At 67.1% G+C, this 13,326-nt stretch carries 12 protein-coding genes; 5 read left to right on the top strand and 7 right to left on the bottom strand.

The genetic code is table 11. The annotated features are described in order from the left end of the window. A partial coding sequence (locus tag ASE88_RS17400) for a TonB-dependent receptor domain-containing protein (protein ID WP_056480412.1) occupies positions 1–3,008 on the bottom strand: 3,008 nt, incomplete at its 3' end. Between the two features lie 284 nt (positions 3,009–3,292). Here ASE88_RS17400 and ASE88_RS17405 point away from each other — a divergent pair. Next, a complete protein-coding gene (locus ASE88_RS17405) occupies positions 3,293–3,817 on the top strand; it encodes a hypothetical protein (protein WP_056480300.1) in 525 nt (174 codons plus the stop codon). On the opposite strand, the gene ASE88_RS17410 is transcribed toward ASE88_RS17405, so the two are convergent. From ASE88_RS17410 to xseA, 3 genes are read right to left on the bottom strand one after another with little or no spacing between them, the layout of a single operon-like run. Next, positions 3,814–4,656, bottom strand: a complete 843-nt coding sequence (locus tag ASE88_RS17410) for a M23 family metallopeptidase (RefSeq protein ID WP_055881742.1) — start codon at positions 4,654–4,656, stop codon at positions 3,814–3,816. The two genes, ASE88_RS17405 and ASE88_RS17410, sit on opposite strands and share 4 nt — an antisense overlap. After that, positions 4,653–4,853, bottom strand: coding sequence for a DUF2093 domain-containing protein (locus ASE88_RS17415; RefSeq protein WP_055881745.1), 201 nt, complete (start codon positions 4,851–4,853; stop codon positions 4,653–4,655). Before ASE88_RS17415 ends, ASE88_RS17410 begins: the two co-directional genes overlap by 4 nt. Before the next feature lie 12 nt (positions 4,854–4,865). Beyond that, a complete protein-coding gene (gene xseA / locus ASE88_RS17420) occupies positions 4,866–6,290 on the bottom strand; it encodes an exodeoxyribonuclease VII large subunit (protein WP_055881747.1) in 1,425 nt (474 codons plus the stop codon). Here xseA and purD point away from each other — a divergent pair. The 3 genes from purD (at position 6,289) to ASE88_RS17435 (ending at position 9,808) form a co-directional block, all read left to right on the top strand. Beyond that, the gene (purD, locus tag ASE88_RS17425; RefSeq protein WP_056480303.1) at positions 6,289–7,551 is read left to right on the top strand and encodes a phosphoribosylamine--glycine ligase; all 1,263 of its coding nucleotides are present in this window, start codon (positions 6,289–6,291) and stop codon (positions 7,549–7,551) included. The genes xseA and purD overlap by 2 nt on opposite strands. A gap of 97 nt (positions 7,552–7,648) precedes the next feature. Continuing rightward, entirely contained in the window at positions 7,649–8,479 is an 831-nt protein-coding gene (locus ASE88_RS17430; protein WP_055881754.1) for a hypothetical protein, read from the top strand. Between the two features lie 165 nt (positions 8,480–8,644). Beyond that, positions 8,645–9,808, top strand: a complete 1,164-nt coding sequence (locus ASE88_RS17435) for a VacJ family lipoprotein (RefSeq protein WP_056480310.1) — start codon at positions 8,645–8,647, stop codon at positions 9,806–9,808. A 142-nt stretch (positions 9,809–9,950) separates the two neighbouring features. Here the strand turns inward: ASE88_RS17435 and ASE88_RS17440 are convergent, their stop codons facing one another. Continuing rightward, entirely contained in the window at positions 9,951–11,252 is a 1,302-nt protein-coding gene (locus ASE88_RS17440; RefSeq protein WP_056480313.1) for a hemolysin family protein, read from the bottom strand. A gap of 184 nt (positions 11,253–11,436) precedes the next feature. Between ASE88_RS17440 and ASE88_RS17445 the strand changes: the two genes are divergently transcribed. Further along, positions 11,437–12,108, top strand: a complete 672-nt coding sequence (locus tag ASE88_RS17445; protein ID WP_055881766.1) for an OmpA family protein — start codon at positions 11,437–11,439, stop codon at positions 12,106–12,108. Positions 12,109–12,151: 43 nt separating this feature from the next. Here ASE88_RS17445 and ASE88_RS17450 read toward each other — a convergent pair whose 3' ends face one another. Together ASE88_RS17450 and ASE88_RS17455 are read right to left on the bottom strand one after the other, a co-directional pair. Continuing rightward, positions 12,152–12,511, bottom strand: a complete 360-nt coding sequence (locus ASE88_RS17450; RefSeq protein WP_056480316.1) for a tRNA-binding protein — start codon at positions 12,509–12,511, stop codon at positions 12,152–12,154. Further along, the gene (locus ASE88_RS17455; protein WP_055881773.1) at positions 12,498–13,172 is read right to left on the bottom strand and encodes a glutathione S-transferase family protein; all 675 of its coding nucleotides are present in this window, start codon (positions 13,170–13,172) and stop codon (positions 12,498–12,500) included. The genes ASE88_RS17450 and ASE88_RS17455 overlap by 14 nt, the downstream gene beginning before the upstream one ends. Positions 13,173–13,326: the final 154 nt, after the last annotated feature.

Here is a 13,326-nt window from a genome sequence, read left to right on the forward strand (position 1 = left end):
GGGGTCTTGTCGAGGATGTTGTTCACCCCGAGACGGAAGGTGAACTTGTCCTCGACGCGAACCGTGCCGGCCAGATCGAAGTAGTTCTGCGCCTTCACGCGGGCATCCCGTGCGTAGAACGCACCCGACAGATCGGTGTCGCCGCTGGTACGCTCGAACTTGGTCGCCGACAGGTAGCGCCAGTTACCCGACAGACCGATGCCGTTCGGCGTGGTCAGCGAGATGCGGGCCTGGTGACGCCACTTCGACATCGGGTACAGGCACTGCGCGCCGTAGAGCCCCGCGCAGTCGAACTTCGCGCCGGCCTTGTCCGACGTGAACTTGTCGACATACGTGCCGTTGAACGACAGCCCGATCGTGCCGATGCTGTCCGAACGGTAGGTGTAGCCCGCCGACGTCTCGATACCCTGCGTGGTCAGCGAACCCGCGTTGACGTTGGTATCGACGATGAAGCCGTTGGTACCCTGCCACAGCGTGCCGTTGGCATCGCGGTTGATGGCGCTGCAGAACTGCTGCTGGCCGGTCTGAAGGCACTGCGCGATGATCGTGTCGGCACCGATGACGCCGATCCGATCCTTCAGCTTGATCCGGAACCCGTCGACCGACAGGTTGAAGCCCGGCAGGAACGAAGGACGCAGGATCACGCCGGCGGTGAACGTATCGGCCTTTTCAGGCTTCAGGTTCACATTGCCGCCGACCAGGCCGTTATACTGCTCCGAAGGATTGTCCTGGACCAGACCGAAGCGGCTCGCCGGAACGCCGGTCAGTGCGCACTGCGCCGGCGTGTTGCCGTTGACCAGGCCGTTGACGGCCAGGCCTGCGCACGGATCGGTCGCACCATCGATCTGCACCGACTGCTGGGCGAACAGTTCCTGCGTGTTCGGGGCGCGGACCGCACGGTTGTAGCCGCCGCGGAAGCGGATGTCCGAGATCGGCGCCCAGACCAGCTCACCCTTGTACGAATGCGCCGAACCAGCCGTGCTGTAGCTCGAATAGCGGTAGCCGCCGTTGACCGTCAGTTCGTTGAAGAACGGGCGATCGCTGACGAGCGGCACCTGGAGCTCGCCGAACGCTTCCTTGACGTTGTAGCTGCCACGGATCGGCAAGGTCGCACCACCCTGGCCGGCGAGATCGCCGCTCAGGAAGCCATTGTCGACCTCGAGGCTCAGCGACTCCTTGCGGTACTCGCCACCGACGTTCAGCGCGATGCCTTCGCTCGCGAACGGCGACTGCACGCCGTACTCGGCACCCTTGAAGGTGAACGAGCCGTTGACGACCGTTTCCTTGTTCTCGCCCGACTGGAAGCCCGGGGTCTGAACATAGCTCAACGCGCCCGGCGTGATGCCTGCGGACCCGAAGATGTTGAGCGGGACGCAGTTCGGATCGGTACCGTCGACGAACGAGCGACAGACCGCCTGGCCGGTCGTGGCCAAGCCGGGACGCGTGTCGGTGATCGCGTCGAGCGCGCGCGTGGTGCGCGAGATCGAGAACTCGTTGCGATACACCTGGTTGAACACGGTGCTGCCGAACTGGCCATAGGCCTCGTACGAAACACCCTTGCCAATGTCGCCGCGCGCGCCTGCGACGTAACGATACTGGGTATGACGAAGATCGGCCTGACGACCGCCGCCCTCGACGTTGCGGCGACCGATCGTGACGTTCGCCTGCTGGTACTGCGTGCCGTCGGGGTTGGTCAGGTTGATGACGTTGCCGTTGGCATCGCGCAGGAGGTTCGTGTTGCGGAAGAACGTCGCGCGCTGTGCCGCCGACAGGAACGGGTTGTTGCTGTTCAGCACGGTGGTGTTGCTGAAGTCACCCGACGGCGCGATCTGCGCGACCGAGCGATCGTCCATGAACATGAACTCGGCATAAGGCTTGAACGCCTCGCTCACTTCATAGTTGGCGAGGAAGCCCGCGGTATAGCGCGTATCCGGACGCTGGTAATAGTTCAGCGGGTTCGCATTGTAGAGCGTCCGCCCGGGGATCAGCGCCCCCGCACCGTTCAGCGTGTATTGCTGCTGCAGGCCGCTTGCCGCGCCGTTGACGACCGCATCGCCGAGCGAGAAGTTCGCCGGGAACGCGGTGGTCGAACCGCCGCAGACATAGTCGTTGCCGACGTTGCCCGCCGGTGCGTTCAGACCGCACGAGCTATAGTCGCGCGAGCCCTGCAGGATCGCACCGATCTTGCGGTAGCCACCATAGCCGACGACATGGCCGCGGCCGTCGCTGGTGCCGGCACCGACCTTGAAGTTGATGTCGAACTGCGTGCCGTCGAACGACTGGCCGGTGGGCGCCGGATAGCCGCGCGCGGTGTTGAGCGCCTTGAAGCGCGCGCTGCGGTTGTTGTGGTTGTAGATGCCACCCGAGGTATCGATGCTGAACCCTTCGTAATCGGTATCGAGCACGAAGTTGACGACGCCGGCGATGGCGTCAGACCCGTAGACCGAGCCGGCGCCGCCGGTCAGCACGTCGACGCGCTTGAGCAGCGAAGCGGGGATCATGTTGACGTCGGCAGCAGCGCTGGCGGTGCTGCTCGACGACGGGTTGCCCGGCATCAGGCGGCGGCCGTTGACCAGCACCAGCGTGCGCGATTCACCGAGGTTGCGCAGGTTGATCGTCGCGGTGCCGGTCGAACCGTTCGAGACCGACGAGGTCTGCGTGGCGAACGACGACGGCAGGCTGTTGAGCACGTCCTCGATACGCGTCGCGCCGCGCAGCTTGATGTCCGCAGCGTTCACGACCGTGACCGGGCTGGCAGAGGTCAGGTTAGGGTTCGAAATACGCGAACCGGTGACGACGATGTCGCCGCCGCCTGCCGTACCCGCAGCGGCGGGATCCTGGCTTGGCGTATTGGAGATTGCGGGCGTGGTCGCCGCCGCGCCGTCATCGCTCGTCGTACCCTGGGGCGCTGGCGCCGGGGCATTCTGCGCGAAGGCCGGCAGCGCGATGACCGCGCCTGCGATCATCGTCGATGCCAGCAGGCAGTCGCGAAACATGTGGTTGCGCATGGTTATTTGGTCCCTTTGAATCGGCGAATTTTTCCGCCCGACACGATCCATTGTGCGACCGAAGGGCCGCAGCTGAGGGCGATGTCGCAAGACGCGACGCCCTTGTCCAAAAGAAAGTAACAAAGCGGCGCCCGTTCGTCGCATTGCGATCCGGATGTCACCAAATAGCAACATCCGTTTCGATGCCGACACGACCGCCCGACGCGCTGGCGCGACGAGACTCTTGCCGCACTGCGGGCGTCGGCCTACGCCACGCGTGTTGCAACGGGGGCTGGACGACGACGATGCGGATCGCGATGATTATGGTTGCCTGGGGAGTGGCGATTGCCGTGACGGGCCCCGCCATTGGGGCGACAAAACCCCGAAAGATGGAACGCGCGCCGCTGCTGATGGCAGTGACGCAATGCCGGACGATTGCCGATCCGGCGGCGCGCCTGACATGCTTCGACACATCGGTGGCCGCGCTGGATTCCGCAGAGAAAACCCAGACCGTCGTCGTGATCGATCAGCAGCAGGTTCGCGAAACCCGACGGAATCTGTTCGGCATCAGCCTGCCCGATATCGGCCTCTTCGGCAGCGGCGATGACCTGCCGCAGATCGAGACGACATTGGCCAACGCCTCGGTCGACGACGCAGGGCGTTGGAGCTTCATCCTGGCGGACGGGGCGCACTGGGTGCAGACCGACGACAACATCATCGCGCGTCGGCCAAGGGCGAACGACAAGGTGATCATCAAGCGCGCCGCACTCGGCAGCTTCCGGTTGAGCGTCGGCGGCCAACCCGGGGTGAAGGCCAAGCGCCAGAATTAGGGGCGCATCGGTCCCGCCACCAGCATCGGGTCGAGCTTCGCGTCGTTCCACCGCAGGCTCCAGTGGAGGTGCGGGCCGGTCGCGCGACCGGTCATGCCCACGGCACCGATCGGCTGCCCCTGTGTGACGTGATCGCCGGGCTTCACATCGATCCGCGACAGATGCAGGAACGCGCTGTTGAGGCCCATGCCGTGGTCGAGCATCAGCAGATTGCCCTCCAGCGTGAAGGGGTGATCCGCCGCGAGGATCACGACGCCGTCGGCGGGCGCGGTGACGACCGCGCCGGTGGTCTTCGCGATGTCGGTGCCCGAATGATAGCTGCCGGGTTCGCCCTTGTAGACGCGCTGCGATCCGAACAGCCCGGAGATGCGACCGGTGGCGGGCCACGCGAACGCCCGACGCCAGCCTTGCGCATCGGTCATGCGCGCGCGGGCGGCGACGATCTGCGCGAGTTCGGGCGGGCGGAGCCTCGCGAAGACCGGGTCAGGCGCGGGGAATTTCGGGAGCGTGTCGAGGCGCTCGATCCGCCACGCGCGCGGCGCGATCCTGAGACTTTGCGTAACATTGCGACCGTCGCCGAATGTCGCGGTCAGCGACGCTTGCGGGCCGGCGTCGCGGTCGAAGCCGGCGAGGAAGCGGCCGTCAGGGGCCAGTGCGATCGGCTTGCCGTTCAGCGTGACCGCCCGCGTTCCGGTAGGCGCTGTGCCGAGGATCAGCCCACCCTGGCTCAGCGTGCCGGTCCAGCGGAATGCGGGCTGGCTCGCGGTGGTAGGCGGCGGCGCTTGCTGGGCAGTCGCACTGGTCGCTGCCAGCAGGACGAGCACCGCCGCGCGGATCATCGTGGCGCCATCGCTTCGCTGGCGGCGGCGGCAGTGGCATAGGCCTCCTGGCGGGCGACGCTCCAGTAGCGCAGATCCTCGAGCGCGATGCGGTGGCCGGTCGCGGCGCAGGCGACATGGTCGCCCGGGCTGAGCACGCGAAAACCATTGGCCATATAGTGCAGCCGCGCGGCGCGGTCGGAGTTGGACATCAGCATGATCGGGCTCTTCTATAGAAGGGTGGGCTGGCGGGGCAACGCGTCCGGCGCGGGCCTGGCCTTGGGCGCAGCATAGGTTTTGGCGGCGGGGCGCTCAAGACCGGTGTCGGTCACCGCGTCGACCACGCCGTCACGGAAGTGGAGGGTCAGCGTGCCCGCCTCGCGCGCCGCCTTGGCCGAGGCGAGCGTCTCGCCGCCGGGACGCGCGGTGACGCGGGCATAGCCGCGGTCGAGGATCGCGTCGGGGTTGAGCGACTGGACGAGGCGCCATGTCGCGTCGAACTGCGCGCGTTTCGCCTCGAGCTTGCGCTCGAGCGTGGCGGGACGCAGCGCGGCGCCCGACCGATCGAGACTGCCGCGCGCAAGCGTCAGCCGCCGCTCCAGCCCGCGATCGAGCCGCTGGCCGAAATCGTCGGCGCGCTGGCGCTGCGGGCCGAGCAACTGGTCGCGCTTCGGCAGCAACCGCGCGAGCGCGTCGAGCCGCTCGCGGCCGCGCTCGACGTGGCGGCGGGCGCAGCGTTCGGTGCGGTTGCGGTGGCTGTCGATCGTCAGTCGCAGGTCGGCGAGCACGGGCACCGCGATCTCGGCCGCCGCGGTCGGCGTCGGCGCGCGCAGATCGGCGGCGAAATCGCACAAGGTCGTATCTGTCTCATGTCCGACCGCGGAGATGATCGGGATCGTGCAGCCGGCGACCGCGCGCACCACGACCTCCTCGTTGAACGACCAAAGATCCTCGACCGAGCCACCGCCGCGCGCGACGATGACGAGATCGGGGCGGGGCACCGGTCCGCCGGGCGCGATCGCGTCGAACCCGCGGACCGCGGCGGCGATCTCGTTCGCCGAGCCCTCACCCTGCACCTTGACCGGCCAGACGATGACGTGCGTCGGGCAGCGATCCTCCAGGCGGTGGAGGATGTCGCGGATCACCGCGCCGGTGCCCGATGTCACGACGCCGATCACCCGCGGCATGAACGGCAGCGGTTGCTTGCGCGCCCGGTCGAACAGCCCCTCGCCCGCCAACTTCGCCTTGAGCTTTTCGAGCAGCGCCATCAGTGCGCCCGCGCCGGCCAGCTCCATCCGCTCGATCACGATCTGGTATTTCGAGCGGCCGGGATAGGTGGTCAGCTTGCCGGTCGCGATCACCTCGATGCCGTCCTGCGGCACGAAGGCGAGGCTCGACGCATTGCCCTTCCAGATGACGCCATCAATCACCGCCTGGTCGTCCTTGAGCGACATGTAGCAATGCCCCGAGGCAACGCGCTTCCAGCCGGAAATCTCGCCGCGCAGGCGGACATGGCCGAATTCGCCCTCGACCATCCGCTTCAGCTTGAACGCGAGCTCGCCGACCGACATGGCGAGTGCGTTGTCGCCGGCGACCGGCTCGGCTACCAGCCGCCCCATGTCACTCGACACGTCATCGGAAAAGGGATCGGGCATGAACGTCCTGCTGCTGGGCTCGGGGGGGCGCGAACATGCGCTCGCGTGGAAGCTGGTGCAATCGAGAGGCCTCGATACGCTGTATGCGGCGCCGGGCAACCCCGGGATCGCACGGCTTGCGACGCTCGTGTCGCTGGATGCGACGGATCACGCCGCCATCGTCGCGTTCGTGCGCGACCATGCGGTCGGGCTGGTCGTGATCGGGCCGGAGGCGCCGCTGGTCGACGGGCTGGCGGATTCGTTGCGCGCAGCGGATATCCCGGTGTTTGGCCCCTCGAAGGCGGCGGCACAGCTTGAGGGGTCGAAGGGCTTCACCAAGGATCTGTGCCTGCGCGCCGGGATTCCGACCGCGGGCTATGTCAGGGTCACGACGCGCGCCGAGGCGGATGCCGCGCTCGCGCGCACCTTCTCGCTGCCGGTCGTCATCAAGGCGGACGGCCTGGCCGCGGGCAAGGGCGTCGTCATCGCGTTCAGCGCCGCCGAGGCCGAGGCTGCGCTCGATGCGCTGTTCGCCGATGGGGAAGCCGAGGCGGTGATCGAGGAATTTCTCGACGGCGAGGAAGCGAGCCTGTTCGTGCTGACCGACGGCGTGGCGCTGATGCCGTTCGGCTCCGCGCAGGATCACAAGCGCGTCGGCGAGGGCGATACCGGGCCGAACACCGGCGGGATGGGCGCGTACAGCCCCGCGCTCGTCCTGACGCCCGCGCTGGAAAAGCGCGCGATCGACGAGATCGTCGCGCCAACGGTGGCGGCGATGGCAGCCGAGGGCATGCCGTTCTCGGGCGTGCTGTATGCGGGGCTGATGCTGACGCCGCAGGGGCCCAAGCTGATCGAATATAATGCGCGGTTCGGCGATCCCGAGACGCAGGTGCTGATGATGCGCTTCCAGGGAGATCTGCTCGCGACGATGCTGGCGACCGCGGAAGGGCGTCTCGGCGAGATGCCCGCGGCGCAGTTCAGCGACGAGACCGCGCTGACGGTGGTGATGGCCGCGGACGGCTATCCGGGCACGCCCAAGGCGGGCGGCGCGATCATCGGGCTGGATTCGGCGCGCGATGCCGGCGGCACCGTGTTCCACGCGGGGACGCGGCTCGAGGACGGTGGGCTGGTCGCATCGGGCGGCCGCGTGCTGGCCGTGACCGCCACCGGCGACGACGTCGCCGTGGCGCAGGCGAACGCCTATCGCGCGGTCGAGGCGATCGACTTCGCGGAGGGCTTCTATCGCCGCGACATCGGCTGGCGCGAAATTGCGCGCGGGTGATACGCTGGCTATCCCCCCCGCCAGGGGGAGGATCAGACATGACCGCCTTGCCGATTAGGCCTCGCCGCCCTTCGCGCGCATCGCTACGAGTATGAGCATGAACGAAACTTCCGCGACTTCCGCCTCGGGTCTGAGCCTGCTGCCAGACGGCATCGCCACGCTGACCGCGATCCACTTCACGATCATCGCCGTCGTGGCGATCCTGGTGATCATCGGTCTGCTGTGGGGCATCAAGGCGAAACGCGGCCGCGTACAGGCATCGCGCGACGTGATCGCGAACGCCGAGGAAGCCGGCGTTCCGGCACTGCCGGTTCCCGATCCGGGCAAGGCCACACCCGATCCTTTCAACGCCTCACAGTCGCAGCGGCAGGCGCAGACCGTAGCACCCGTCGCACCGGCGCAGGCCCAGGCGCAGGTCCCGATCCAGCCCCAATCCGAGCCCGAGCGCACCCCTGAGGCGCGAAATGCACCGGCACCGATTTCCGACATCCCGCGCGCCGCCCCCCCGGCAACGCCGCACCGGATGGCAGACGAGCCGATCGCCGCCGCCGCGCCGCCGGAGGCGCGCCCTGCGACCGAAATCACACCGCCGGCAGCCGTCGAACCCGATGCGGTCAAGTCCGCCCCGATCAAGCCCACCCCGATCGCGCCCGACCCCGTCGAGTCGAGCCAGCCAATGCCTGCCTATGCGGACGGCCCCGTCACGCAGTTGAAGGGGCTTGGACCGAAGGTCGCCGCGCAGTTGGCGTCGCTCGGCGTTGCGACGGTCGGTCAGATGGCAGCGCTGTCAGAGAGCGAGGCGCAGCGTATCGACGCGCAACTCGGCAATTTCACCGGGCGCATGGGCCGCGATCGCTGGATCGAGCAGGCACGGCTGCTCGCGGCGGGCGACAAGGCCGGGTTCGAGAGCGTGTTCGGCAAACTGTGAGCGATGCCATCGCCACCCGCGTGATAGGCCGCGCGTTCAACACGTAACAGCCTGCCAACACGCCCGGTACTGTCGATTGGCTCTATGCCGGACGCGTGCCGACGGGCATGTCTCGACGCGTCGCACCTCGAAGTATGAGGGCGGTAGACAGGGCGATGAGTTCACATGCTGGTAATGATGAGTGCGATGCTGTTGACGGCCGCTCCGGTGCATCTCCCGGCTGGTCCGGTCGTGATCGGAGACGATGCGTGGGCGGTGTCCGGCGTATCGCCCGGTGCCGTGCCATCGCCGTTTACCGATGACGTCCCCGCGATCGCGTCGATGGCCGTCTCTGCGCTGGCGTTAAACGCATCGCTTCCGGCGGTCACGCTTCAGACACAGGCTGGTCAGACACAGGCCGGGCCGCAAGGCGTGCCGACCCAGCAGATTCCGCCGATCGGCCCTCCCCCGATCGGCACCCCCGCTTCGGAACGGTCCCCGTCTGATATCGTCGTTACCGGACGCAAGGAAACCGCGGGTGATCCGCTTCGCGCGGTCAATGCCGAATCGTTCGCGGTGACGCAGAAGGTCGACGACGCCGTGATCGGTCCGGTCGCACGAACCTACAAGAAGACCGTGCCGAGCCCGATCCGGCGCGGCATCCACAATTTCCTGTACAACCTGCGCGAGCCGATCGTCTTCCTGAACTTCCTCCTGCAGTTCAAGCCGGGCAAGGCAGCGGAGACGGTCGGGCGGTTCGCCATCAATACGACGATCGGCGTGGCCGGCGTGATCGACATGGCGAAGCGCAAGCCGTTCCACCTGCCGCGACGGTCGAACGGGTTTGCCAACACGCTCGGCTATTACGGCGTGAAGAACGGCCCGTTCCTGTTCCTGCCGATCGTCGGTCCGACGACGATCCGCGATCTGTTCGGTGGCGCGATCGACCGATTGATCCTGCCGGTCGGCGTCGGTCATCCGTTCAACAGCACGTCGTACACGGCTCCGGCGGGGATCCTGGGCGCACTCGACCACCGGTCGGAGTTCGACCAGACGTTGAAGGACCTGCACGACAATTCGCCCGATCCGTACGCGGCGACGCGGTCCTTCTATCTCAACCGGCGGCAGGCGGAGATCGATCATCTCCACGGCCGTGTCGAGGGAGACCCCGCGGGCATGTCCGGGCCACCGCCGAGCGTGGTGCCGTTCGTGCCGAGCGATCTGGAACCTGGGGCAAAGCCGGTCTCGGAGACGCCTGCCGCCGGGGCGCCCCCCGTCGATACGTCCGCCGATACGTCCGTCGATACGTCCGCCGATACGTCCGTCGAACGGCCCGCAAGCGCACGCTGACGCGCCGGCAGCAAGGCCCGGGTCGCGCATTCCAACGGGATATCCCAGCCTCTGCCGAGAGGAGGCGATTTTGAGGCGGCGGCGTCTGATTTACCGGGGGTGATTTACCGGGGGATCTTCCGGAAACGCAGGCGCACCGGCGTCAGACTTCACTCACCAGCAGCTTGTCGATGCGACGGCCGTCGAGATCGACGATCTCGAACTTCCAGCCCTGTTCGACGAAGCTCTCGCCCTCGCCCGGCAGATGGCGGAACACCGACAGGGCAAGACCCGCGACGGTGGCGTAATCGCGGTCCTCGGGCAGATCGATGCCAAGGCGGTCGGCGAGCGAATCGGCCGCCATCGTCCCCGCCACGAGCAACGAGCCATCGTCGCGGACGACCACTGAGGGCGCGTCGTCCGGATCCGAATCCGACTTGAACTCGCCGGCGATCGCCGCGAGCAGGTCGGCGGGCGTGACGATGCCTTCGAAATGGCCGTATTCGTCGTGGATCAGCGCCATCGGCACCTCGGCCTCGCGCAGCGCGAGCAAGGCGTCCATCGCGTCGATCTGGTCGATCACCACCGGCGCTTTCCGCATCAGCACGCGCAGGTCGAGCGGTTCGCCGCGAAACAGCGCGGCGGCGATGTCGCGCGCCTGCACGACGCCCTGGACCTTGTCGATCGAGCCGTCGCCAACCGGAAGCCGCGTGTGCTGCGAACCGAGCAAGGTGCTGCGGATCTCGTCGCTGGTGCCGTTGCAGTCGAGCCAGTCGATCTCCGTGCGCGGCGTCATCACTTCGCGAACCGGGCGATCCGCGAGGCGCACCACGCCCGAGATGATCGAGCGCTCATGTTCCTCGATCACACCCGACTTGGACGCCTCGGCGACGATCAGGTGGAGTTCCTCGGCGGTGACGTGCTCCTCGCTCTCGCGGTCGAGGCGGAGCAGGCGGAAGATCAGGCCACTGGTCGAATCGAGCACCCAGACGATCGGCGCAGTGCCGATCGCGAGCCAGCGCATGACGGGCGCCATGAACGACGCGATCACCTCGGGCGAGCGCAGCGCGAATTGCTTGGGGACGAGCTCGCCGATGATCAGCGAGGCAAACGTCGTCAGGCCGATGACGATTGCGAACCCGGCGGTTTCCGCGGTCGCGGCCGACAGTCCCCAGCCCTGCAGTCGCGCGGCGGTCGGCATGCCGAGGCTCGACCCCGAATAGGCACCGGCGAGGATGCCGATCAGCGTGATGCCGATCTGGACGGTCGAGAGGAACTTGCCGGGGTCTGCCGCGAGCAGCAGCGCGGCGCGCGCGCCCTTCTTGCCCGAGCGTGCCATCGCCTCGAGCCGGGCCTTGCGCGCCGAAACGATCGCGAGTTCGCTCATCGCGAACACGCCGTTCAACGCGACGAGCGCGAGGATGATCGCAACGTCGATCCAGGGGAAGGGGGGAAGCGGTGCCATTGGCTCGACCGCTCTTTGCAGGACAACGGGCGATCGCACAACCGTCCTTGCATGTTGGCGCGACGACGGACTTGGGCATTGTTGCGCCGCGGCTTGATGCGCAGGCGGAACAATCGCTACCGAAATCGGGTTATCGGCCGTATCGGGCATATCGTTGCCGACCATCGTTCCAGGGAGAGTGTTTATGAAAACCAAGATGTTCGCAGGTGCGGCACTGGCCGCGCTGATCGCCACCAGCGGCTGCACCACCGATCCGGAGACCGGTCGCCAGACGATCTCGAAGACCGCGCTGGGCGGCATCGGCGGCGCGCTCGGCGGCTATCTGCTCGGCGACGTGGTCGGTGGGCGTCGCGATCGTACCGAGAAGCTGCTCGGCGCGGGCATTGGCGGCCTGGCCGGCGCAGGGATCGGCGCGTACATGGACAAGCAGGAGCGCGACCTGCGCGCCCGCACCGCTGGCACCGACGTCCAGGTGATCCGACAGGGCGACGACCTGGTGCTCAACATCCCGTCGGGCATCACCTTCGCATATGACAGCGCTACCGTGCAGCCGCAGTTCCAGCGTACGCTCGACCAGGTCGCGGATACGCTGGCGCAGTACAACCAGACCTATGTCGACGTGTACGGCCATACCGATTCGACCGGCAGCGACCAGTATAACCAGGCGCTGTCCGAACGCCGCGCGCGCTCGGTCGCGGATTACCTGTCGGGTCACGGCGTGCAGAGCGCCCGCATCGGCACGCGCGGCTATGGCAAGACGCAGCCGATCGCGTCGAACGATACCGATGCCGGCCGCGCTGCGAACCGTCGCGTCGAGGTGAAGATCGTACCGATCACGCAAAGCGACCTGCGGTAGTTAGAGGTGCCACTCCTCCCCCGCCGTGGGGAGGAGTAGCCATCTAGAACAACCGACCGCCATTCGGGACCTGCGCGGTCGGCGAGATCAGAACCACCTTCCCCGCCGCATCGGGGAAGCCGAGCGTCAGAACTTCGGACATCATCGGCCCGACCTGGCGCGGTGGAAAATTGACCACCGCCGCGACCTGGCGACCGACCAGCGTCTCCGGTGCATAATGGTCTGTGATCTGCGCGGACGAGCGCTTCTCGCCGATCTCCGGGCCGAAATCGATCCGTAGCTTGAACGCGGGTTTGCGCGCTTCGGGGAAGCGTTCGGCCGCGACGATCGTGCCGACGCGGATGTCGACCTTCTCGAAATCGGGGAAGCTGATCTCAGGGGACGGCATCTCAGAAATCAACATTGTCATAGTGCGACGGGGGCGAGATCAGTTCCATCCGTTCGGACAGCAGCGGGCGGAAGCTCGGGCGGCTCTTGAAGCCGCGATACCAGCGCGCGGTCTGGTCGTGCCCCTTCCAGTCGATCCCGCCGAGATAATCGGTGACCGAAATCTGCGCGGCCGCGGCAAGATCGGCGAGACTCATTGTCGCACCGCCCAGCCAGTTCCGATGATCGAGCAGGTAGTCCATGTAATCGAGATGCCCGACCGCGGCCTTCATCGCCTCGCGCAGGCCCTTGGCATCGGGTGCGGCGCGATGCGCAAGCCGCTTGACCATGCGCTCGTGCAACAAGGGTCCGGTGACGTCGCGGTAGAAATGCGTATCGAACCACGTCACCAACCGGCGGATTTCAGCGCGGTTGGTGGCGGTGCCGTTGATCATCGCGGCTTTTTCGACGGTCTCCTCGAAGAACTCGCAGATCGCCATCGAATCGATCAGCGGCGCCACGCCGCGCGACGCGTCGACCATCACCGGCGTCTGCCCGGCGGGATTCATGTCCATGAACTCGTCGCGCCGATCCCAAGGCGATTCGCGGACGAGTTCATACCCGACCCCCTTCTCGCCCAGCAGCAGGCGCACCTTTCGCGAGAAGGGACACAAGGGGAATTGGTAAAGCTGCCACATCCCCTCCGTTTAGGCGGTGCGAGGCGGGTGTGTCACTAGCGCCGAGAGCGAATAGCGCACGGTGCGTTCGCGCGCTCTGCCGCGGCCGCAGGCTCGCGTCCGAAAGGATCGAGCCGTATCGACAGGGTGTACCCCCGCCCCCGCCCCCGCCCCC

The organism is Sphingomonas sp. Leaf38 (genome assembly GCF_001421825.1).
Taxonomy (GTDB): Bacteria; Pseudomonadota; Alphaproteobacteria; order Sphingomonadales; family Sphingomonadaceae; genus Sphingomonas.